We start from the raw sequence: 21,063 nt of genomic DNA, 5'->3' as shown, positions 1-21,063 counted from the left end.
ACTCCCTTTCTGGAGTCCGGAACGGGGAGGAGCAGTTCACGCCTCATGGAGAACGTAGCCCCGGTCGAGGGCCTGTGGGATATGGCGGTGCCTACGGACTGTATGGCCGCCCGCTTCTCAAAGCCCCAGCGTTCCTATCAGCTTGCGCAGTTCTTCATCGTGACGGGCTGCCCGTCTCAGATCGGTCAACCCAAAACGTCGTTTCAACTGCTGAGAGGTCAGCGATCCCTTGTGGTATCCGGGCCACAGTCTGCGCAACTGTCCCTCGGCCTCGTTTGCCGCAATCGTGCGTGTTTCGTGACCCTCGTGCAGTCGAACCAGCAGGCCTTCCAGTTTCGGTATCATCAGCACAACTTCGAGTCCCCACTTGGATGCCGTCGCCCGAGCATCCCGGCCCGCCATCCGATCTGTCTCAATGCGATCCGAGTCAAGCAGAACTAATCGCTTTCTGATTGAACGCCGGTCAGTGTGCCTACTCAGGCGGCGCCCGGCTTCGTCAACGACCGCCGCGGAATCACCCCCGCTGCCCGGCTTGACGTCCAAGTGGAGGTGAAGACCATGATCATCGCAAACGCGCCCGAGAAAGTTGACGAAAGCCCGGTCGCTCTTCCCTTCAACCCCGATGAAAACAACCTGCCGTCGCTGAATCCCACCCCGCCGACCCATCGCCCCTCAACCGAATCTCGGGAGCCCACCGAGGACGCCGGCCCGGTACTTGGAATACAGACGGACGTCACGCCGCAGGCCCTGCACATCCTGAGCACCGTAAACCCGGGTGGCCCCGCTATCGTCCTTCTCGACGATGAAGACTTCTTCCTTCTCAAGATCGTCGAGCAAGCCGACGTGATGTGAGGACACCAGCAACTGGGCGTTGCGAGGATTGCTTTCGCGGGATCGGAACCAGCTGAGAATCTCCCCCAACATGTCGACATGCAGGTCACCATCGATTTCGTCGAGGACCGCCAATCCGGTCACATCCAGCGCGGACTTGATCAGTGGCAGGAGGTGAAACAGACGTCGAGTTCCCTTGGATTCGAAATGGAGGACAACCGGTGCGTCCAGCCCGCTGTGGCTAAACCGGATGTGCTTGACGCCGAATTCGTCGGCGATCTCCATGTCCTCGATCCCCAAATCGCTCCGTTGGATCTGGGCTTCGGCCCATCGTCTAGCGTCCTGGCCGGCCTCCAGCCAACCGATGACGGTTGACGTATCCGGAGTGAACGTCTCATTGCCTGAGATGTTGCTCGCGCTAACCAGCGAATCTCGCATGAAGGCTGCGAAACGGGCCGCTACGGGCACGTTGAGGAGTCCGAGCGTAGCCATTGCGGACCGGTTGGGCTCGACCCCCTTCAGCCGATCGTCACGAGCCCTCAGGCCCAGATCGCGAGACACGTAGATATGTGCTCCGGGGGCTCCCCGCTCGAGTAGCCGGCGGCGCCGTCCCCTGGGAAAGTGGACCAGTGCTTCATGACTTACGAAGAGTTCCGCCGTCCCGTTTTCCGTCGCCTGCCGTGCGATCACGAGTTCGTACCGAAACCTTTGCGGAGTCTCGCCCGGCGCCAGGAAGTTCCCCTCGCCCTCGAGGGCGAACCGTGTCGGCTCCCATCTGGCTTGATTCGACAGAAAAGGCAGCAAGTGGACGGGATTCGTGGGAGACGATACAACCCGTCCCAGATCCACCAACGCCCTAAGCAGGGTCGTTTTTCCCGACCCATTGGGCCCCATCAAAACAGCGACGGACGGTAGACGGACACCCGGCTTGGCCTCACTCTGCCTGAAGCAAGCCAAGTCCGGCGCCGTGCCCGGGATCCGCAGATCGAGGGTCACCTCATCACGTATCGATCCGTAGTTGGATACTGAGAATGTGTGAATCACAGAGCTATGATAACGTTTTTTCGTTGAATGGCAAGATAATGTGATGTGGATCTCCTTCGCTTTACGCAGAACCGATTCGGGGATGGACCACTTGGAGACGGTACCAGATGGACGCGGGCCCGGGCCCCGGCGGACACGAGCACGGGACAAGTGTCACCCGTGAGACCGCCGGTGGCGGGGGTTCGCCACGGGCTGTTAAGGTTCGCGCGTCAAGCGTGGCGCACGGTGCGTGGCCTACAGCCCAACTCGACTACGGCCAATCTCGATTGAAGATATACACGAAAGGCGGGGACGGAGGGGAGACCACGCTCCTCGGCGGCGCTCGGGTCCCGAAGGACGACGCGCGGGTCGCGGCGTATGGTACGGTCGACGAACTGAACGCCGTGATCGGGGCGGCGCTCGCCTTCGACGCGGACGGCGGAGCGCTCGACGATTCGGCGGCCGCCCTCGGCGTCGTGCAGGAGGATCTGTTCACGATCGGGGCCCGGCTCGCCGCCTCCAATCCGGCCCGGTCGATTCGCGTGGGATCGATTCCGGTCCTCCCCTCGGACCGCATCGACGCGCTGGAGGCGTGGATCGATAGGCTGACCGACGAGCTTCCCGCGCTCGAGGCCTTCGTTCTGCCCGGCGGCTCGCCGGTCGCCGCGCAGCTGCATGTCGCGCGCACCGTCTGTCGGCGCGCGGAGCGGGGTGTCGTCGCTCTCCTCGAGGACCAACCCGACCTCGGAGAGGCCATTCTCCCCTATCTGAACCGGCTGTCCGACCTGTTGTTCACGCTGGCCAGGTACGCGAACCGGCGAGCGGGGCGCGAGGACATGCTGTGGCTGCCCCAGCGGCAGCGGGACGATTCCTCATGACGCGGGTCATGACGCGGACTGTACGCCGGACATCGTTTCGGCTCACGCCGCCGGGGGCGGATCTGCGCGGCGACTACTGGACGAGCGATGCCCCGGTCGAGGACGCGGCGCTCGTGGTGTGCCACGGCTTCAAGGGGTTCAAGGACTGGGGGTTCTTTCCCTGGCTGTGCGAGCAACTCGCGGGGCGCACCGGTGTCGCCGTCATCTCCTTCAACTTCGATGGCTCCGGCGTGCGCGAGGTGGACTTCGACGACCTGGACGCGTTCAGCCACAACACCTTCTCCCGCGAACTGTGGGACCTCGAGGCCATCCTCGACGGGCTCGCGGCGGGCCGGCTCGGGGACCTCGAGGTTGCGCCCGCGTCGCGGTTCGGCCTGCTGGGTCATAGCCGCGGAGGCGCGACCTGTCTCCTCAAGGCGGGCCTCAGATCGCAGGTCCGCGCCCTCGTCACGTGGGCCTCGATCTCGTCGGTTGTACGCTACGAAGGCTTCGTGGAGCGGTGGGAGGCCGGCGAGACGGTCATCATCCCCAATGCGCGCACGAAGCAGGACATGCCGCTGGAGCGGAACGTGCTCGACGACGTACGCGCGAACCGGGACCGGCTCGACGTGCTGGCCAGTGCCGCGAGCCTCACGATTCCGGTGACGGTGGTGCACGGGACGGCGGACGAGTCCGTGCCCTTCAACGAGGCGCGGCTGATCGCGGACGCGGTGGGAGACCTCGGGCGGCTGGTCGGGGTAGAAGGGGCGACGCACACGTTTCAGGCCGGGCACCCGTTCGCTGGACCGACCCCCGAACTCGAGGCGGCCGTCGAAGCGTCGGTCGATCTTTTCGCGCGCGTCTTCGGCTGAAAGGGTTCACACACATGATCCGCAATCAACCGCAACGGACGCGACCTTCGGTCGGGAGGCGGGCGCCCGGGGCGGCCGTGCTCATCGTGCTCATGGGGTGCATGGGGCTGGCGTTCGGCGGCTGCACCCTGGAGCGGGTGGACGGAAACGGGGGGTCGGCGGCGAGCGAGCCCGACTTCGCGACCCAGGTCGAGTCGCTGCTGAACGTACAGGCGGCTGCCTGGAACGGCGGGGACCTCGAAGGGTTCATGAGCGGCTATTCCCCGTCCCCGACCACCACCTACTTCGGATCCGGCGGACTCATTGAGGGCTATGACGCGATCCGCGAGCGATATGCGCCCGACTTCGAGGCGGGGGCGACGAGGGACAGCCTGCGCTTCGAGGCGCTGCAGGCGCGTGAAGTGGACACGCGGGTCGGAGTGGCCACGGCGCGGTACGTGCTCGAACGCGACGGGACGGTCACCTCGACCGGGCCGTTCACGCTCGTCCTGCTGAACGTGGAGGGCGTCTGGATGATCGTGCACGACCAGTCGGCCGAGGACGCGGGGAGCTGACCGTTCGATGAGGGCGTTCGACTATGTCATCGTGGGTGGGGGACTGGCGGCGGTCTCGGCGGTGGACGGGATTCGCGAGTTCGACGCGGACGGCTCGATCGCGATGTTCACCGATGAGCCTGACCCTCCCTATCACCGGCCCCCGCTCTCGAAGGAGTTCTTCCAGGCGGAGGGCGCGCCGCGAGACCTCCTGCACGTGAAGCCCGCCCGATGGTTCGACGCCCAGGACAGGCTCTCGCTCTTCACCGACAGCCCCGTGACGCGTCTGGACGCGCGCGCCATGACCGTCTACACGGCCGATGACCGCCGGGTAAGGGGGGGCCGGATTCTCATCGCCACGGGCGGACGGCCGCGGCGGCTCGCCGTGCCGGGAAGCCACCTGGCCGGCGTGGCGACCCTGCGCACCGCCGCCGACTCGGAGTATCTGCGGGAGGCGGCCCGCTGCGCGACGCGCGTGGTGCTCGTCGGCGCCGGGTTCATCGGCATGGAACTCGCGTCGACGCTGTCGAAGATCGACGTGGACGCGGTCGTGGTGGAGGTCGCGCCGCGGGTGTGGGGCCGCGTGTTCCCCGAAGCGGTGTCGAGCTTCCTCCGGCGCTACTTCGAGGAGCGCGGCGTCCGCTTCATGCTGGGCTCCGCCGTGACGGCGCTGGAGGGCGAGGGACGGGTGTCCCGGGTCCTGCTCGACAGCGGCGAGGAGGTCGCCGCCGACCTCGCGATCATGGGGGTCGGGATGACGCCGAACGACGAACTGGGGGCCGAGGCCGGCCTCGCGGTTCACGACGGCATCGTGGTGGACGGGTTCGGAGAGACGACGGCCGCGCACATCTACGCGGCGGGCGACGTGGCGCGCTTCCCGGACCCGGTGGCGGGAGGGCTCGCGCGGGTCGAGCACTGGGATCACGCCCGGGCCCACGGGCGGCACGCGGGCCGCAACATGGCCGGAGCCGGCGAGCCGTTCGACCACCTCTCCTACTTCTTCACGCACGTGTTCGACCTGAGCATCAACGTGTTCGGGGAGACGGCGGACGTGGACCGCACCATCGTCTCGGGCGAGATGGGATCGGGCCGGTCGATCGTCTATTGCGTCACCGGGAACCAGCTGACCGGGACTATCCTCATCAACGCGACCGGCGCCATGGATGACTGCAGGGCGCTGGTGCGCGCGCGCCCGACCGTAGAGGATCTGTTGAGGGAGTTCGAGAAACCCGGCGCCCGTCCGGGGGAACTGGTCGGGTGAAGGGGCTGACTGTCAGATAGAAGCGAGAGGTGATGGATATGATGGAACCGACGGAACCTGTGAATTCGAGCGAGCAGGACGGGGCGGCAGCGGAAGGCGGCGTCGAGGAACAGGTGAGGACCGCGCTGCGCACGGTGACCGATCCGGAACTCGGCATCAACATCGTGGATTTGGGGCTGGTGTACGATGTCGAGGTGGAGGATGGCGCGGCGCAGGTCACGATGACGTTGACGAGCCCCGGCTGCCCGGCCGGAGGCCAGATCCTCGGCGGGGCCAAGGACGCGGCGGAGTCGGTGGACGGCGTGGAGGAAGCGGTGGTGAGCCTCGTGTGGAAGCCGTTCTGGACCCCCGAGAGGATCGACCCGCAGGTGCGGGCGATGCTCGGATTCTAGTGGTACCCGGATTCTGACGATGCTTCTCCGGCTGTTCCTGCTGTTCACGATCGTACCCGTCGTGGAACTCGCCCTCCTCATCCGCCTCGGCGGTTACCTGGGGCTGGGGCCGACGCTGCTGCTCGTCCTCGGGACGGGCGCCGCGGGCGCGTGGCTCGCGAGGCGTGAGGGGCTGCGGAGCTGGATGGCCGTGAGGGACGAACTTCAGGGGGGCCAGCTTCCGGGCGAATCGCTCATCCACGCGCTCCTGATCCTCGTGGCGGGAGTCGTCCTCATCACCCCGGGCGTGCTCACGGACCTCGCGGGGATCCTGCTCCTCGTCCCGCCGGTGCGACGCGGTCTGATCGCGCGCGTCCGCGATCGGCTCAGCGCCCAGATCGAGAGCGGCGCGATCCGCGTGGTGGGCGGGCCGGGCGTCCGGTTCACCGGCATGCGCGGCGACTTCGGAACCCGCCCCGGCGCAGGGCGACCGGACCGTCCGAGCCGGGAGCGGAGGTCGGGACGCGAGATCGTCGTTGAGGAGCGCGAGCCGGACGCCGACTGATCCGGCGGCGGGCGGGCGCTGGAACCGGGGCCGGGAGCGCTTGCGACCGGGGCCGGGAGCGCTTGCGACCGGGGCCGGGAGCGCTTGCGACCGGGGCCGGGACGGAGCTTTCGAAGTATGAGACACGTGCTGAACGTCAGTTCCATCCGGGCGACCGCCGTCATCGGCGCGGCCGCCGTGCTTGGGGCCGCTGTGGTCGCGGGCGAGACGAGGGCCGCGGGAGCGTTGGCGCCGCCGCTACCCGACGCCTGCGTCTTCACTCCCGAGGTGGTTCCGCTGTCGGGCACGCAGAGCGCCCCGGGCGGACGCGGGTCGATGACGCTCACTCAGCCCGGCTCGCCGTTCGAGGTCACGGTGGACCCGGGCGGCTTCCAGACCTTCGACCTCGAGATCCAGGTCGATCAGCTGCGGCGGCGGCGCGGAGCGGTCTACGTCGTGTGGGCCGCGAAGCCCGAACTCGACGAATACGTGCAGCTCGGGACGTTGTCCGAGGACAACCGGCTCGTCGGGCAGGTCGCCTGGAACCAGTTCCTCGTGTTCGTCAGCGAAGAGGTGACGGCCGACATCGAGCGCTGGCAGGGACCGATCGTGCTCACCGGGCTCTCACCCTCCGGCCGGCTCCACACCATGGCCGGGCACGGTCCGTTCGAGGCCATGAACTGCCAGCTCTACTACTGAGGCGCTGGTCCGGACGGTGATCCCGCGAGGGCCGAAAAGCCGACGGGGCGCGCGGATGGCGCGTCACCTTGCCGCCATAGCGGCCCTCCCCGCTGTGGTGGGGCTGACGGGCGCACCGGCATCGGGGCAGCAGCACGCGGGCCACGTGATGGCGACGGACAGCATGGGGGTCGTGTGGCGCATGCCGCCGCAGCCGATCCCGATGCCGATGATGCTGCCGGGCCTGATGGGCGCCACGCCCGGAGTGACCCCGTTCCTGCCCGACCCCGGCCACGACCCCGCGATGCTCCCCGAGGCGGTGTTCCGCGAGGTCGTGGAGATGGCGGACGGCGACACGCTCCGTCTCGAGGCCGGGTTCGTCCGGCGCACGATCGGGATGCGCACGTTCACGATGTACGGGTTCAACGGACAGTACCCCGGGCCCCTCATCCGCGTCCCGCAGGGCGCGGAGATCGTCGTCCTCTTCACCAATCACATCGACCTCCCGACCGCCGTCCACTGGCACGGCGTCAGGCTCGACAACCAGTTCGACGGGGTGCCGGGCGTGACGCAGGACCCGGTGGAGCCGGGCGAGTCGTTCATGTACCGGGTCCATTTCCGCGACGCGGGCCTCTACTGGTACCACCCGCACCACCGCGAAGACATCCAGCAGGACCTGGGCCTGTACGGAAACATGCTGGTCGACGCGGCGGCGCCGGACTACTACGGCCCGGCGAACGGCGAGGACTTCCTGATGCTCGACGATCTCCTCGTCGACGAGGGGGGGCTCTTCCCCTACGGGCGCGAGGCCGCCGTGCAGACCCTCATGGGCCGGTTCGGGAACCAGATGCTCGTAAATGGCGAACCGCTCTGGGAGGCCACCGTTCGGCGGGGCGAGGTCCGGCGTCTCTATCTCACCAACGTCGCGAACACGCGGACCTTCAACCTCGTCCTCGAGGGCGCGGACCTGAAGCTCGTCGGGGCGGACGTGAGCAAGTTCGAGCGCGAGAGCTTTGTCTCCAACGTCGTGCTGGCCCCGGCGCAGAGGTACATCGTCGACGCCCGATTCGGGGAACCGGGAACGTACGCTCTCCTGAATCCGGTCCAGGCCATCGACCACTTCAACGGCCGCTTCTACCCGCTCACGGACACGCTGGGGCTGGTCACGGTTCTGGAAGAGCCGGTGCCGGAGGACCACGGGGCGGCCTTCTCCACCCTGCGCGAGCACGCCGACGTGATCGAGGACATCGACCGGTATCGCGCCGAGTTCGGCCGGCCCGTCGACCACGAACTCGAGCTCACGGCCCGCGTGGGCGATCTGCCCAGCGACATCGTGGCGGTGATGGCGCTCGACACCCTCTACTTCCCGCCCGTGGAGTGGACGGACGCGATGCCGATGATGAACTACCTCTCGACCTCGCGGAACCTGACCTGGGTCCTGCGCGACACGCGCACGGGGCTCGAGAACCGGGACATCGACTGGCGCTTCACGGTAGGGGACGTTCGGAAGATCCGGATCCACAACCAGCGCCGCTCGTTTCACCCCATGCAGCACCCGATCCACATCCACGGGCAGCGCTTCCTGATCCTCTCGAGGGACGGGGTGCCGACCGACAACCTCGCGTGGAAGGACACGGCGGTGATCCCCGTCGGGTCGACGTTCGATATACTGCTGGAGGCCTCCAACTCTGGCCGCTGGATGGCGCATTGCCATATTGCGGAACATCTGGAGGCCGGCATGTCCATGGTGTTCACGGTGGATCCCGGCTAGCTGTCGCATGCAGCCGGGCGTGGTCTGAAAACGGAGGAAAGAATGAAGGCTGGAAATCGGACTCTGACGGTCGCCGTCGTCGCCGCCTTCGGGGTGGCGCTCGCCGCACCGGTCGCGCTCGGCGCCCAGGTGATCGACGTCGTGGAACGTGGCAGCGGGAACATGGAGGTGCTCGGGCACGTCCCGCTCGGACCGCGGCTCAGCATCGCGGACATGGACATCGAGCAGGAGATGCACCGGCCCTACGCCTACGTGGCCCGCATGCAGTACGGCCCGGTCGGCCCCAAGGGGCTGGACATCGTCTCGATGGCCGACCCCGAGAAGCCCGAGGTGCTCTACGAGTGGCGGATCGAGGACCAGGATCTCCACCAGCGCACCGGGGGGATGGACGTCAAGCACTTCAAGTGGGGAGACCGATACTACGTCGTGCAGTCGCTCCAGTTCGGCCAGGGCGGTCCGGACTCCGACATGGGCGCGGTCGTCCTCGACGTCACGGGACTGCCGGACGCCTCGACCGTGCGTGAGGTCGCCCGCATCAAGGAGCCCGATCTCCCGGGCGGGTTCCACAACATCTTCGTCTACAAGCACTCCAACATGAACGTCTATCTCGTCGCCACGGTCTCCGGACCGTACGCGGCAGTGTACGACCTCGGTGCGCTCGTCGAGGGGCGGGGCGAGGAGATGGTGGCGCAGATCCCGATCCCGGATCAGGGGATGCCGGAGAACCGGCGGCGCGGATATCACGACTTCTACCTGGGCTACCACCCGGACACGGGGACCGACCGCTTCTACGGCGGCGGCTTCGGCGGCTACTACATCTACGACGTGTCGGATCTCCAGAACCCCGAGCTTCTGACGCAGATCGTCCAGGTCTCGGGGATCCGAAGCGGACACACGTTCACCCCCACGCCGGATGGCAACTTCGCGATCGCCGAGACGGAGTATCAGTACGCCCCGCTCAGGATCTTCGACCTCAGGCCCGGGCTGAACGGCGAGGTGCCGGCCATCCGGAGCCCGATCGCGGCCTGGACGGCGAACTGGAAGAACCTCGTCCACAATCACGAGGTGCGGTGGCCGCTGGTGTTCGTGTCCGGCTACCTGGACGGGCTCGTCGTGTTCAACATGATGGATCCGACGAACCCGATGACGGTGGCGCATTACGACACTTACCTCGGGCCGCCGAACCACGACCGGACGCCGGTCTTCAACGGCACGTTCGGGGTCGACATCCGGAACGAGGACGGGCTCATCGTGGTGAGCGACATGACGACCGGATTCTGGACCTTCAGGATGGAGGGCTTCCAGGGCTGGAACGGCGAAGACTGGGGCATGCCGAACATCTCGAGCGCTCAGGACTGGGACAATGGCCCGGCCGGCGCGTCCGCGCGCATCACGACGGATCAGCAGGGGGGCTGACCCCGCCGCTGTTCCCCGCCGCCTGCGAATGACCTCCCGGCCACGGCTCCTCGTGGTCGGGAGCCCCTCTCTGGACCTGCTTCACTTCGGGGGCCGGTCCGTCCGTTCGGCGGGCGGGGCGGGGCTCTACACCGCGTTGGCCGCGCAGCGGGCCGGCGCCGAGGTCACGGTCGTCGCGCCGCGGCCCGATCCCATGCCGCCCGAACTCGAGCCGGCGGACCGCCTGCTCGACTGGCGGGGTCCGCGCATCCTTCCCGACGCCCTGCCCCATTTCGAGATCGAGTACCTGCCCGGCGGCGAGACCGTCTATCACCAGGCCGTGCGCGGTTCGGAAGGCGACATCCGGTTCGATGACGTGCCCGACGCGGGACCGGGAGCCTTCGCTTATGTGGTCCCGCTTCTCGACCCCGAGCTTCAGTTGTGGTTCGCCCGGCGGCTGTCCGCTGCGGGGGTACGCGTCGGGTGCGGGACGTACGCCCCGGGGGTTCGTCAGCACGGTGACATCGTCGCGCGGGTGGTCGAGGCGTCCGACTACTTCTTCTGCAACGAGGAGGAAGCCGGCCTGCTGTGGGGGTCGATCGACGAGGTGGGTGTCGCACCGGGACGTGTAGTGTTCGTCACGCGCGGCGCGCGGGGTGCCCGCGTCGTTCTGGGCGACCGCTCGATCGACATCGCGGCGCCCACGGTGGACGAGCTGGATCCGACGGGCGCCGGCGACACCTTCTGCGGGACGGCGCTGGCCCGTATCGCCGCCGGGGACCACCCCGCCATCGCGGCCCGCGGCGCGGCGGCCTGTGCGGCACAGACCGTGACGGCGGTCGGCCCGGCGGCCCTGCTCTCGGACGAACCGCCGCCGCTCGCCCCGCGCGCTGAGCGTGTGCGTCTCGATCCGGACCGCATCCGGCGCGTCGCGGAGATCATCGCCTCGGCCCCGGAGGCGATGGCGTCCGACTTCACCGGTCCGCCCTTCCCCGAGCCGGGCAACCCTGTGGCGCTCGATTTCTTCTTCGCCGGCACCCTCCAGCAGTTCGGCTTCTGGTCTGAGCGGGGCGGGCGCTACGAGGCGCCGATGATCGCGTCGCTCGGGGGCCGTGCGCTCAAGGGCAGCGACTACCTGTGGACCGCCTTCCGGCGCTGGGCGACCGAGGCACCGGACGAACTTGCCCCCGCCGGCCAGGCCGCCCTCGCCGACACCGACTTCAACTACCGCCTCCGGGACGAGGACGGGGTCAACCCGCTACCCGCGGGGCCCCTCCACCCGGCGTGCGCGCGAGCGTACGGGCGCGACATGCTCGCCCTCGGACTGACGCCCGCCTCGCTTCTGGCCGAAGCCGACGCCACGGAGCGGCCCCTGGTCCGCTTTCTGCGCCGGCTGGATCAGCTCGGCGGCTACAAGGAGGATCCGTGGCGCAAGAAGTCCGCCCTCCTCGCCGCGATCCTGAGCCAGCGGCCGGAGCGCTTCCTGCGGTTCGGGGAGGGCGATGATTTACCGCCGATCGTGGACTACCACTGCCAGCGCAGTTGCCTACGGCTCGGCCTGGTCTCCGTTACGGATCAGGTGCTGGCCCGGAAGCTCGCGGCGAGGGAGGTTGTGAGCCGTGCCGAAGAGGAAGCCGTGCGCGCCGCCTGTCATGAGGCGGTCGCCGAGGTCCACCGGCTCAGCGGGCGTCCGATGGGGGCGGTGGACTGGTTCTTCTTCCAGAACCGGACGCGGTGTCCGGAGATGAGCGAGCCCGACTGTCCGGCCTGTCCCGCGGATCCGGGCTGCGCCCATCGAACGGAGCTGTTCCAGCCTGTGTTCCGTACGACAGCCTATTGAATGGAGAATCCCATGAGAAAGTTCGGAGCGACGTTGCTTCTCGCCGCGGTGGCGACGACCACGCCTGCCTATGTCGTGGCACAGGATGACGCCGAGGCCGGAGCGGTCGCGGCGGTGCAGGCCCTGTTCGACGCGATGGCCGCCCGGGACGGCGAGGCCATCCGCGACCTGCTCACCGACGGCGCCGTCTTCACGGCCACGGCGGAGAGCGCGGACGGCGTCGAGGTCCGGGAGAGCACGGGCGCCGAATTCGCCGCCTCCATCGGCCAGCCGGGTCCCGCCCTGCTGGAGCGGATGTGGGAGCCGCACGTGATGGTTCAGGGTCCGCTGGCCGTCGTATGGACGCCCTACGACTTCCATGTGGACAGCCAGTTCAGCCACTGCGGGATCGACGCGGTCAGCCTCGTGCACACGGATGAGGGCTGGAAGATCTCGAGCATCGCCTACACCCGCGAGCGGGACGGCTGCGCCCCGAGCCCCCTCGGCCCGCCCGGCGGCTGAGAGCGCGGCCCGGCGGCCCTCATGCCGCGCGAACAGCGCTCAGGAAATCTCGGCTCACACTCCGCCCGGCGAAAACTCGAGGCCGACGGTGATGGCCAGCGAGGTGACGCCTGTCCAGCCATCCAGTTCCTGTGGCGCATCGCCTGGCCATCCCGGAGGGTAGTTCCCATCGCTTTTTCTCGTGAACATGCGGTGGAGTGTGACATCCGCCACGAGGGCCGTGGGAGCCCCCAACGCGAGGCCGCCACGGGCTCCCAGCCCGAGTACAGGGCCATCGTACCCGATGTCGGGCTGCAGGAGTTCGACGGATCCCATCCTCTCGGAACGTCCATATCCCGCATGTACCAGGACTTCCATCCACGGCTCCCCGAAGCCTCTCCATTCGCGCACTCGGTGGCCGGCTCCCACGAGGAACTGTGTCACCAGCAATGCCCCCAGGGAGAAACCGCGAACTCCGACCTCAACCCTCGATGATGGGGACGTCCGGCACCCCACCCGAGCCGCGAGTTCGGGTCCGTTGTCAACCGAGACCACGCGCACCGGACTAACCAGGCCCTGCAACCCGATGGCCACACCCCCACCTAGTGAGATGTCGCACCGCTGGCCGATGAGTGGCCCAGGGCACAGAGCGATCGCACCGGCCACGGCGCCGGCAATGAAGGCGGTCGATCGTGAGGAGGATCCGCCCCAAGTTGCAGCGTTTGACATCCTTCAGCCCTTCCGAACAGCGTGCAGGAACTCTCTGACGAAAGCTGCGACGTCAGCGCGCAGGGCCTCGTCCGGGATCCCGGCAACGAAGCTTGCGGCGCGAACTGACCCGAGGCCCTCGTGATCCAGGAAATCCCGCTCCAGGATGCCCAGGGCTTCTATCGCTTTCTCGTTTGACCCGACTAGGCCGAATCGACTCGCCACATCCCGGGAGCCGCTCCCGTAGTTCCGAAGTACGTAGAAGAGGTCGTATGCATCCTTCGGATACCCTCTTCCCGCGAAAGCCAGTGCCTTGAGCGCCACGAACGCGGCCGGACCGCACACCCAAACGTCTCGCTGAGCCACTTCATCGTCGAGTGTTCTTCCGTTGAGCCGTACGGACACTCGATCCGCGAAGGCCATTTCGACGCCGGGGGTGACGAACGCCGCAAAGTCGCTCTCGAAGCCGCGCGGAGATCTCTTGATATCGTTCGTCAGCCAGCAGTTCGAGGCGCAGACCAAGGTCGAGATCCATCGTTCCGGGGTGGACTTCGGCGCCCGGAGGCAACTCTCGATCAGGCGGGTGGCGTTGTCATTGTAGTCCGCGGCGGTTGGATGCAGCTCTTCCCTCATCTCATCGACCACGGTAACGCGGAGCGCCGTAGCTCTTGAGCGGCTTCGGCGGCTCGCTCAGGCTGGGCCTTGAGGTCGAGGAAGGTCTGAACAGCTGAGACGCACCGCGTTCCGTCCAGGACGTTCGATCCATGGAAGACGCCATCATCGTTCGGTACTACGATCCAGACGTTGGCTCCCGCACTCTGTTCCCGTACACCCGCAGTCTCCAGCGACGCAACGGGCAATGAGTCCTTCACGTACGCCGTGACAAGGCGAAAGCTGGCATACGAAGAATAGAGCCACGCGGCGACTAGTCCGGTGAACGCATGGACCACGCGTAAGTTGGTCAGTGTTTCGCCAACCCTTGTAAGCGTCTCTTCGCCAGATCTTGACGCCATCGCGCCCCGCCAAATTCGGTGGTCCTCGAAGCGATAGACCTCAGCCCAGACATCCAACAGCAGGTCGGGGTCTTTCGCCCGGATTCTGTTTGTCTTTCGGTCGCTAGACCCGCGCTCGCGAGTAACCAGCCCTGCCTCGGCCAAGCTCCTCACGTGACGGCTGATATAGCCCTTGTCGACCCCTGTTGCGCGCCACAGTTCCTGCTGAGAGAAGTGCTCGTTCGGATGCAGGAGGAGGTGACGTACAATCCTCGAGCCGCGCGGTGCGAAGAGCGTTCTTGGCTTCCCCCTCCGCGGGAACCGGTTCGGTCGACCGAGCAGCCTGACGTTGAGGCCTGTGGCGCGGATGGATGCGTTCCCGGAGAGATCAAGCCAACTCAGACCCGCGTTCTCCGCTATCCGGCGGCCGACATCGCCCATGTAAGGAACAACGAGCAGTGGGATGGTGAGGTCATCGGCAACAGTGCGGTATCGTGCGAGCGTACGAACGCCGGCACCGACGGCTTCTGCGGTGCCCGCGTGCTTGAACTCGACGACGAAACTGTATTCGCCCAAGCGAACTCGCAGGTCCGGGCGCGGGTTTCCAGGCGGCTGCGCCTGGACACAGTCAATCGGCAGACCCATGGCACCGGAGAGGAGTTCAGGGATCAGGGAGGAAATCTCTTTGAATTTCATGGTTGCACAAAATAGCATGGTTGTTCACGTGGTCAACTAGGATAATATACGCAACCATCGCACTCGCTGATGATTGACGATCGGGACCGCTCTCCGGGCTGCACTCCGGGAGAGGTCGGTTCAAGACGCCGGCAGGGCGGTCGCCTAACGCGGCTTCAGGCGGGCCAGCCTCATGGCGTTCAGCGTCACGGCGAGGCTGGCCCCCATGTCGCCCACGAGCACGGCGACGATCAGGCTCACGGAACCGGTCACGGCCCCGATCGCAAGGACCGTCTTCAGTCCGAGGGCGAACGCGATGTTGAACCGGACGAGCCGTCGGGCCATTTGTGACACGCGACGGGCGTAGGGGAGCATGCCGAGGTCGTCGCCCATGAGCGCGATGTCGGCCGTCTCTATGGTCGCCGGGGATCCGGCGCCGCCCATCGCGATCCCCACGTCCGCCGCCGCGAGGGCCGGCGCGTCATTCACGCCGTCGCCGACCATGGCCGCGCCCCTGTGCGCGCGGACGATTTCGCGAACCGCCTCCACCTTCCCTTCGGGTCTGAGTTCCGCCCGCACCTCGTCCATGCCGACGGCCTCGCCGATGGCCCGGGCGGCGTGGGGCTGGTCGCCGGTGAGCAGGACCTGGTGGTGTACACCCTCGTTCCGGAGCCGGGCCAGGACCCTCGGGGCCTCCGGGCGGAGGGCGTCCGCGAGACCGATCAGGCCGAGCGGAACACCGTCCCGGGAGACGACGACGACCGTCCTGCCGGCCCGCTGGAGGGCGTCGAAGTGGTCCCCGAACCTTCGGGCGTCGTCGGCAGGTGCGAGCAGTTCGATCGTTCCGACCGCGACCCGGGCGCCGTCCACGGTGGCCGTGACTCCGAGGCCCGGATGCGCCCGGAATTCCTCGACCGTCCACTCATTCTCGTGGAAGCCGCCCGTCTCCGAGGCGTGGCGGACGATCGCCTCCGCGATGGGGTGCTCGGAGCGTCGTTCCATGGCTGCCGCGAGCCGCAGCAGCCGATCCCCCGACATATCCCCCAGCGGAACGACATCGGTGACTTCCAGTTCGCCGAGCGTCAGCGTTCCGGTCTTGTCGAACGCGATGGCGCACGTCGCTCCCAGCGACTCGACGTACTCGCCTCCCTTGATGAGGACGCCGTGCCTCGCGGCGGAGGTGATCGCGCTGACGATCGTGACCGGCGTGGCGATCACGAGCGCGCAGGGACAGGCGATGACGAGCAGCGTCAGTCCACGCTCGAACCACATGAGCCCGGTCCCGAGACCGAGGAGGGGCGGGACGGCCATCACGAGCACCGCGGCGGCCGTGACGGCCGGCGTGTAGTACCGCGCGAACTTCTGCACGAACTGCTCGGTGGGAGAGCGCTTCGACTGGGCCTCGCGGACGAGCCGCGCGATCCGATGGAGCGTGGTGTCGCCGGCATCGGTCGTGGCCTCGATCTCGAGGAACCCGTCCGTGTTCAGCGTGCTCGCGAAGACGGGATCTCCGACGCTCTTGGCGACGGGGACCGACTCCCCCGTCACGTTGGCCTGGTTGACCCCGGACTGGCCTTCGACCACGACGCCGTCGATCGGCACCTTCTCGCCCGGGCGGACGCGCACCCGCTCACCCGCCCGCAGATCCGATGCGGGAACGGTCCTCTCCGACCCATCCTCGGCCACCAGCGTCGCGACCTCGGGGGTGAGCCGCAGCAGCGCATCGATGGAGTGCCGGGCACGCACGACCGCGCTCGACTCGAGGAGTTCGGCCAGGGAGAACAGAAAGGCGATCGCCGCCGCCTCCAGCGGCTCCCCGATCAGGACCGCACCGGCGATGGCCGCGGTCATCAGGAAGTTCATGTCGAGCCGGAGCGTCCGCGCCGCCCGCACGCCCTTGGGGAAGAAGTTCCACCCGCCCACGAGCGCGCCCGCGAGGAAAGTCCAGCCGGCGGCGTCCGTCCGGATGCGCCACCAACCGGCCTGATCCGGACCATGCCCGATGACGAACACGAGCACGAGACCGGCCGTCCACAATGCTCCCGATGCGTAGGTCCGGATGGCCTCGGACGTCGTCCACGGCGAAGGCCGCGCGTTCCCGTTCATGACGCTAATGTTGCTGCCTTCCGCGGCGGCCCAACGTTCCCGCGGGAACGTCTCGGGTCAGAATACTTGAATGTCCTTCTGGAAACGGCTCGCGAGGGTCGCGATGCCGGAACCGGTGAGCAGCAGGGTCAGGAGGCCGGCGATGAGGAGCAGGTTGAACTCGATCCCCCCCTGCCCCCGTCCGATGACGTAGAACCCGTTCGGCAGATGCACGAGGAATATGCCCGCCAGCATATGCGCGATCAGGAGCAGGGCGACGGGGGTGACGAACAGGCCGACGATCAGGAGCGCCCCGCCCACGGTCTCGAGCAGGGAGAGGCCCCACGCGGCCACAAGGGGGAGCGGAACTCCAAGCGACCCCAGGAAGGCCGAAGTCCCTTCGATCCCGCCGGCGAGCTTGGGCCAGCCGTGCAGCAGGAAGATCAGTCCGAGAATGACTCGGAGGATGGCGAGGCCGAGGCCGGGATTTCTGCCACCGAGCATGCTGCCTCCTCTGTGGAGTCTACGCCGTCACCATGAGGGCGGTTCCGTACATCACCAGTAACCCGAGGAGGAGGCCCGTGGCATTGAGGGGGGTGAACAGGCCGCGGGGCCAGCTTCTCTGGACCAGCTTCGTTACTTCGACGATGACCTGAAGAATGGCCCCGGTCCCGAGCGCCAGGAAGAGCGTCGCCAGCGTCGGCGAGTAGGAGAAGCCGCCGGCCCAGGCGCCGAGCACGGTGGGAAGCCCCGCGATCGCGCCCATGAACGCGAAGTGCCGGAGCGCGGGCCGCTGCTCGGCCACGGGCGCGACGATCGCGAGGCCTTCGGTCGTGTTGTGGAGCGCGAACCCGATCACGAGGAAGCTCCCGAGCGCGATCTCTCCCAGCGAGAAGGCCGCCCCGATGGCGAGGCCCTCACCGAGGTTGTGCAGTCCGATGCTGGTCGCGATCAGATAGGCGACCGTCAGCCCGCTGCTCGCGCCGCTCTTGCTCCGCCCAAGGTTCCCCAGCGCCCTCAGGCCCACGATGGCGCCGATCACGCCGACCGCGATGAGGCCCGCAGCCTGGAACCCCGCAGGTACAAGCGCCGACGCCTCCAGCGTGTCCTCGAACGCGTCGACCACGAGGAAGGCGAGGAGCCCGACGGTCAGGCTCAGGTAGAAGTGGATCCACTTGCGGTCGATGCGGCGCAGAAACGGATACCACAGCAGGCCGAGCAGGACGGGGATTACGCCCGCGTAGATGCCCAGCAGTCCGAACGTCGTCAGGTATCTGGCGTTCGGTCGCGGGGAAAGCGTCGCCACCGCCACCTCGTGCTCGAACGTGAGACCGGTGGAGGTGACCAGCCTCACGACGTGTGCTTCGCCCTGGACCCAGGGGTAGTCCAGTTCAAGCGTGGCCCCACCCAGGCGGGGGAGGGTCGGGTCCCTGTCGATCCTGAACTGCCAGTAGGCGTCATCCACCACCACCTGCGCGATGGTGACCGCTTCGGGCCCTCCGTTCACGACGCGCACTCGCATGATGCCGTGTTCGGGGAAGCTCACGCGTTCGATCGTGAGATCCTCGACAGGCGGGAAGGCGGCACGGAAGGGGGCGGTGGGGTCGGCGCCGAAGAAGAAGGCTACCAGCCCAGCGAGAAGCGCCAGCGGCAGGAGTCCCAGCACCCAGCGCGACGGGCCGTGGCGACCCGGAGCGCCGGAGGGTCGGTCGTCAGACATGGCCGCGCACGGGAGCACCTTCGTCGGAGGCGAGGCGTTCGACGGCTTCGAAGAAGCCCATCCACCCCAGCTCCGCGAATTCGCTCTGGTGCGCGTGGAACATGTGCATGCCAGGGTTCTCGAGCCGGAACTCGAGGACGTGCCTCTCTCCCTGGCACAGCATGATGGTGTCCGTGAGATCGTAGCGGTCCAGCTGCGTCCCGGTGCGGAAGACCTTGAACATGCCCGCGTGCAGGTGGAAGGAGTTGATGAGGTCGAACTCGGTCGCGTTCACAAGGTATACGCGACACAGATCGCCCACGCCGACGCGGACCGGGTGATGCTGGTAGTAGAAGGCGGAGGTGTTCACCGCATACACCTCGTTGTCTCCGTCCAGGTTGCTGTCGAAGGCGTTCATCACCATCACCATCTCCCGCGCCGGCTCACGGCCTTCGGGCGGATCGACGATGAACGTTCCGTACAGACCCTTATGGATGTGCCGCTTGAGCGGCATCGTGTGGCAGTGGTACAGGTGGAGCCCGAACGGCTTCGCCTCGAACTCGTAGGTGAACCGCTGCCCCGGCGCGACGATGGGCTCGAAGCCGTCCATCTCGGGCGGATGTGTGCCGTGGAAGTGGATGGTGTGGGGATGCGTGCCCGCGTTCGTGAACTCGACCTGGAGGATGTCCCCCTCGGTGCAGCGCAGGGTCGGGCCCGGTACCTGTCCGTTGTAGGTCCAGGCCGGAAAGAAGACGCCGGGGGCGATCTCGATCTCCCGATCGAGGCCCACGATGCTCCACCGCCGCACGGTGCGCCCGTCCGCGCGGGTCGTCACCTCGCCGTAGTCGAAATCCGTCAGGAACTCGGTGGCATCGAAGGTGCCGTCGCGACGGGGCACGCCGACGATGCCCATGGCCTCCTGGTGCGCCGCATGGCTGCCCGCCGGGGCCGTATCATCTCCCGGCCCGCGCGGCGCCACGCCGCTGGCCGCCAGGGCATGTCGCGCGCCGCCCCGGGAGGCCAGATCCAGCACTGTCGCCCCCGACACGCCCGCAACGCCCGCGGCACCGAGCTTGAGCCAATCGCGCCGACTCAACTTCTCCGGCTTCACGTCATCCTCCACATCCTTCAGACGAACGATTTTTAGTCTAGGCTAAAAATTACTCCGCAAGATGCACCGGTACTGCACCGTTCGTCAACTCCGGCATGTGGAGGTCAGTCTGTGGCGGGTTGTCGCTCGAGGGTGATGGCTTCCACGGCGCGGAGGATCCGGGCGCGGGCGGCCTCGCGAGCGCGGTCGAGTTCTGTGCGGGCTTCGGCCTTGGCCGCGTCGAGGCGACCCAGCTTCCCGGTTTTGATGCGATCGAGCCGGGCCCGGCTCTTCTCGGCGGCACGATCGAGGCGCACGAGACACTCCTCCTTGATCCGATCGAGGCGCGCGCGTCGCACCCGGCCGCGCTCGGCGCGCCCACCGGTCCGCAGCGTCTCGAGCCGCGACCGGCCCTCTTCGCGGGCACGCTCGATGCGCCGCACCCCGGCCTCCCTCGTCCGCTGAATTCGGGCCACGGCCCGCTCGAGCCGCCGGCTCACCTTGTCCGCGGAGTCTCGGTAGAACTGCGTCGCGAACTCGCGCGGCGTGGCCGTACGGGCGTAGAGCACGTCGGCCAGCTTGAGGAGTTGCAGGATCCGGATGTAGGACCAGCCGATGTCGACCTCCCACCAATGCGCCTTGAACTTCGCCGAACGCGGATCCGCGTGGTGGTTGTTGTGCAGCTCCTCGCCGAGGATCCAGATCCCCCACGGATACAGGTTGTGGCTGTCGTCGCGGGTGCCGAAGGTCCGGTATCCGAGCGCATGCCCGAGACCGTTGATGATGTTCCCCATGAGAGGGACCCAGAACACCATGCCGGTCCACACGATCAGCCCGGGGATGAGGCCGAACAGGAAGATGTCGAGGAGGAGCATGAGCCACAGCCCCCAGCCCCGCCGCCTGGTGTAGACGTTGCGCTCCACCCAGTCGTCCGGCGTCCCCTTGCCGTACTTTTCGAGCAACGCCTGATCCTTCGCGGCCTTCCGGTAGAAGGCGAGGCCGCCGAATGCGATGTTCGCGAGACCCTCGACGGTGGGCGAATGGGGGTCGCCCTCGCGGTCGGCGTACGCGTGGTGCTTTCGATGCACCGCGACCCATTCCTTCGTTACGATCCCGGCCGTGAGCCATAGCCAGAAGCGCATCATGTGCTCGACCAGGGGACGGAAGGCGACCCCGCCATGGGTGGCGGAGCGGTGGAGGTAGAGGGTGTTGCAGGTGTTGGTGACGTGACCCACGACGATGATCCAAATGACGGGGATCCACCAAGGGTCCCCCAGGATCGCGTAACCTGGCATGCTTTTTTCTCCGGATTTCTGGGTCCCACCTGGCGTCCCGGTCCGCAGAACGCATACACCAGG

Annotated in this window: 21 protein-coding genes; 11 read left to right on the top strand and 10 right to left on the bottom strand. The window is 67.4% G+C overall.

Going from position 1 to position 21,063, the window contains the following annotated elements; genetic code table 11:
- Positions 1–117: 117 nt before the first annotated feature.
- Both ACN9M6_RS10440 and ACN9M6_RS10435 read right to left on the bottom strand, forming a co-directional pair.
- Positions 118–402 carry a hypothetical protein gene (locus ACN9M6_RS10440; protein WP_419162867.1) on the bottom strand — a complete coding sequence of 95 codons (285 nt, stop codon included), beginning with the start codon at positions 400–402 and terminating at the stop codon, positions 118–120.
- Between the two features lie 270 nt (positions 403–672).
- Positions 673–1,725: an AAA family ATPase gene (locus ACN9M6_RS10435; protein ID WP_419163742.1), complete on the bottom strand. Its 1,053-nt coding sequence runs from the start codon at positions 1,723–1,725 to the stop codon at positions 673–675.
- A 416-nt stretch (positions 1,726–2,141) separates the two neighbouring features.
- Between ACN9M6_RS10435 and ACN9M6_RS10430 the strand changes: the two genes are divergently transcribed.
- The 11 genes from ACN9M6_RS10430 (at position 2,142) to ACN9M6_RS10380 (ending at position 12,477) form a co-directional block, all read left to right on the top strand.
- Positions 2,142–2,732, top strand: coding sequence for a cob(I)yrinic acid a,c-diamide adenosyltransferase (locus ACN9M6_RS10430; protein WP_419162866.1), 591 nt, complete (start codon positions 2,142–2,144; stop codon positions 2,730–2,732).
- 8 nt (positions 2,733–2,740) lie between these two features.
- Positions 2,741–3,583 (top strand): alpha/beta hydrolase family protein, encoded by an 843-nt coding sequence (locus ACN9M6_RS10425; RefSeq protein ID WP_419162865.1) that lies wholly within the window; start codon positions 2,741–2,743, stop codon positions 3,581–3,583.
- Positions 3,584–3,597: 14 nt separating this feature from the next.
- On the top strand, positions 3,598–4,137 hold the full coding sequence (locus tag ACN9M6_RS10420; RefSeq protein WP_419162864.1) for a YybH family protein: 540 nt from the start codon (positions 3,598–3,600) through the stop codon (positions 4,135–4,137).
- A 7-nt stretch (positions 4,138–4,144) separates the two neighbouring features.
- A complete protein-coding gene (locus ACN9M6_RS10415; protein ID WP_419162863.1) occupies positions 4,145–5,377 on the top strand; it encodes an NAD(P)/FAD-dependent oxidoreductase in 1,233 nt (410 codons plus the stop codon).
- Positions 5,378–5,415: 38 nt separating this feature from the next.
- Positions 5,416–5,769, top strand: coding sequence for a metal-sulfur cluster assembly factor (locus ACN9M6_RS10410; protein WP_419162862.1), 354 nt, complete (start codon positions 5,416–5,418; stop codon positions 5,767–5,769).
- Positions 5,770–5,788: 19 nt separating this feature from the next.
- Positions 5,789–6,313 (top strand): FxsA family protein, encoded by a 525-nt coding sequence (locus tag ACN9M6_RS10405; RefSeq protein ID WP_419162861.1) that lies wholly within the window; start codon positions 5,789–5,791, stop codon positions 6,311–6,313.
- 117 nt (positions 6,314–6,430) lie between these two features.
- The gene (locus tag ACN9M6_RS10400; RefSeq protein WP_419162860.1) at positions 6,431–6,991 is read left to right on the top strand and encodes a hypothetical protein; all 561 of its coding nucleotides are present in this window, start codon (positions 6,431–6,433) and stop codon (positions 6,989–6,991) included.
- Between the two features lie 55 nt (positions 6,992–7,046).
- A complete protein-coding gene (locus tag ACN9M6_RS10395; RefSeq protein WP_419162859.1) occupies positions 7,047–8,741 on the top strand; it encodes a multicopper oxidase family protein in 1,695 nt (564 codons plus the stop codon).
- Positions 8,742–8,783: 42 nt separating this feature from the next.
- Positions 8,784–10,157: an LVIVD repeat-containing protein gene (locus ACN9M6_RS10390; protein ID WP_419162858.1), complete on the top strand. Its 1,374-nt coding sequence runs from the start codon at positions 8,784–8,786 to the stop codon at positions 10,155–10,157.
- A gap of 28 nt (positions 10,158–10,185) precedes the next feature.
- Positions 10,186–11,976 carry a carbohydrate kinase family protein gene (locus ACN9M6_RS10385; RefSeq protein ID WP_419162857.1) on the top strand — a complete coding sequence of 597 codons (1,791 nt, stop codon included), beginning with the start codon at positions 10,186–10,188 and terminating at the stop codon, positions 11,974–11,976.
- A 12-nt stretch (positions 11,977–11,988) separates the two neighbouring features.
- Entirely contained in the window at positions 11,989–12,477 is a 489-nt protein-coding gene (locus ACN9M6_RS10380) for a nuclear transport factor 2 family protein (protein ID WP_419162856.1), read from the top strand.
- Between the two features lie 54 nt (positions 12,478–12,531).
- Here the strand turns inward: ACN9M6_RS10380 and ACN9M6_RS10375 are convergent, their stop codons facing one another.
- From ACN9M6_RS10375 to ACN9M6_RS10340, 8 genes are all read right to left on the bottom strand, one after another.
- On the bottom strand, positions 12,532–12,834 hold the full coding sequence (locus ACN9M6_RS10375) for a hypothetical protein (protein ID WP_419162855.1): 303 nt from the start codon (positions 12,832–12,834) through the stop codon (positions 12,532–12,534).
- Positions 12,835–13,188: 354 nt separating this feature from the next.
- Entirely contained in the window at positions 13,189–13,797 is a 609-nt protein-coding gene (locus ACN9M6_RS10370) for a nucleotidyl transferase AbiEii/AbiGii toxin family protein (RefSeq protein ID WP_419162854.1), read from the bottom strand.
- Positions 13,794–14,852, bottom strand: a complete 1,059-nt coding sequence (locus tag ACN9M6_RS10365) for a MarR family transcriptional regulator (protein WP_419162853.1) — start codon at positions 14,850–14,852, stop codon at positions 13,794–13,796. The genes ACN9M6_RS10370 and ACN9M6_RS10365 overlap by 4 nt, the downstream gene beginning before the upstream one ends.
- A gap of 144 nt (positions 14,853–14,996) precedes the next feature.
- On the bottom strand, positions 14,997–16,937 hold the full coding sequence (locus ACN9M6_RS10360) for a heavy metal translocating P-type ATPase (RefSeq protein ID WP_419162852.1): 1,941 nt from the start codon (positions 16,935–16,937) through the stop codon (positions 14,997–14,999).
- 57 nt (positions 16,938–16,994) lie between these two features.
- Positions 16,995–17,420, bottom strand: a complete 426-nt coding sequence (locus ACN9M6_RS10355; protein ID WP_419162851.1) for a DoxX family protein — start codon at positions 17,418–17,420, stop codon at positions 16,995–16,997.
- Between the two features lie 19 nt (positions 17,421–17,439).
- Positions 17,440–18,636, bottom strand: coding sequence for a ZIP family metal transporter (locus ACN9M6_RS10350; RefSeq protein ID WP_419162850.1), 1,197 nt, complete (start codon positions 18,634–18,636; stop codon positions 17,440–17,442).
- On the bottom strand, positions 18,629–19,726 hold the full coding sequence (locus tag ACN9M6_RS10345) for a multicopper oxidase domain-containing protein (RefSeq protein ID WP_419162849.1): 1,098 nt from the start codon (positions 19,724–19,726) through the stop codon (positions 18,629–18,631). The genes ACN9M6_RS10350 and ACN9M6_RS10345 overlap by 8 nt, the downstream gene beginning before the upstream one ends.
- Before the next feature lie 104 nt (positions 19,727–19,830).
- The gene (locus ACN9M6_RS10340) at positions 19,831–21,000 is read right to left on the bottom strand and encodes a fatty acid desaturase (RefSeq protein WP_419162848.1); all 1,170 of its coding nucleotides are present in this window, start codon (positions 20,998–21,000) and stop codon (positions 19,831–19,833) included.
- Between the last annotated feature and the right edge of the window lie 63 nt (positions 21,001–21,063).

The sequence above is a fragment of the Candidatus Palauibacter sp. genome (assembly GCF_965197445.1).
Taxonomy (GTDB): domain Bacteria; phylum Gemmatimonadota; class Gemmatimonadetes; order Palauibacterales; family Palauibacteraceae; genus Palauibacter.
Note: the sequence above shows the minus strand (reverse complement) of the source record. Positions and strands in the feature narration are given on the sequence as shown.

Bases quoted from the DNA above. Each gene is read 5' to 3' on its own strand.
- ACN9M6_RS10405 (WP_419162861.1), top strand. From the start codon at position 5,789: ATGCTTCTCCGGCTGTTCCTGCTGTTCACGATCGTACCCGTCGTGGAA.
- ACN9M6_RS10365 (WP_419162853.1), bottom strand. From the start codon at position 14,852: ATGAAATTCAAAGAGATTTCCTCCCTGATCCCTGAACTCCTCTCCGGT.
- ACN9M6_RS10385 (WP_419162857.1), top strand. From the start codon at position 10,186: ATGACCTCCCGGCCACGGCTCCTCGTGGTCGGGAGCCCCTCTCTGGAC.
- ACN9M6_RS10395 (WP_419162859.1), top strand. From the start codon at position 7,047: ATGGCGCGTCACCTTGCCGCCATAGCGGCCCTCCCCGCTGTGGTGGGG.
- ACN9M6_RS10440 (WP_419162867.1), bottom strand. From the start codon at position 402: ATGGCGGGCCGGGATGCTCGGGCGACGGCATCCAAGTGGGGACTCGAA.
- ACN9M6_RS10410 (WP_419162862.1), top strand. From the start codon at position 5,416: ATGATGGAACCGACGGAACCTGTGAATTCGAGCGAGCAGGACGGGGCG.
- ACN9M6_RS10380 (WP_419162856.1), top strand. From the start codon at position 11,989: ATGAGAAAGTTCGGAGCGACGTTGCTTCTCGCCGCGGTGGCGACGACC.
- ACN9M6_RS10420 (WP_419162864.1), top strand. From the start codon at position 3,598: ATGATCCGCAATCAACCGCAACGGACGCGACCTTCGGTCGGGAGGCGG.
- ACN9M6_RS10370 (WP_419162854.1), bottom strand. From the start codon at position 13,797: ATGAGGGAAGAGCTGCATCCAACCGCCGCGGACTACAATGACAACGCC.
- ACN9M6_RS10340 (WP_419162848.1), bottom strand. From the start codon at position 21,000: ATGCCAGGTTACGCGATCCTGGGGGACCCTTGGTGGATCCCCGTCATT.
- ACN9M6_RS10355 (WP_419162851.1), bottom strand. From the start codon at position 17,420: ATGCTCGGTGGCAGAAATCCCGGCCTCGGCCTCGCCATCCTCCGAGTC.
- ACN9M6_RS10400 (WP_419162860.1), top strand. From the start codon at position 6,431: ATGAGACACGTGCTGAACGTCAGTTCCATCCGGGCGACCGCCGTCATC.
- ACN9M6_RS10390 (WP_419162858.1), top strand. From the start codon at position 8,784: ATGAAGGCTGGAAATCGGACTCTGACGGTCGCCGTCGTCGCCGCCTTC.
- ACN9M6_RS10360 (WP_419162852.1), bottom strand. From the start codon at position 16,937: ATGAACGGGAACGCGCGGCCTTCGCCGTGGACGACGTCCGAGGCCATC.
- ACN9M6_RS10375 (WP_419162855.1), bottom strand. From the start codon at position 12,834: ATGGAAGTCCTGGTACATGCGGGATATGGACGTTCCGAGAGGATGGGA.
- ACN9M6_RS10350 (WP_419162850.1), bottom strand. From the start codon at position 18,636: ATGTCTGACGACCGACCCTCCGGCGCTCCGGGTCGCCACGGCCCGTCG.
- ACN9M6_RS10435 (WP_419163742.1), bottom strand. From the start codon at position 1,725: ATGGGGCCCAATGGGTCGGGAAAAACGACCCTGCTTAGGGCGTTGGTG.
- ACN9M6_RS10425 (WP_419162865.1), top strand. From the start codon at position 2,741: ATGACGCGGACTGTACGCCGGACATCGTTTCGGCTCACGCCGCCGGGG.
- ACN9M6_RS10415 (WP_419162863.1), top strand. From the start codon at position 4,145: ATGAGGGCGTTCGACTATGTCATCGTGGGTGGGGGACTGGCGGCGGTC.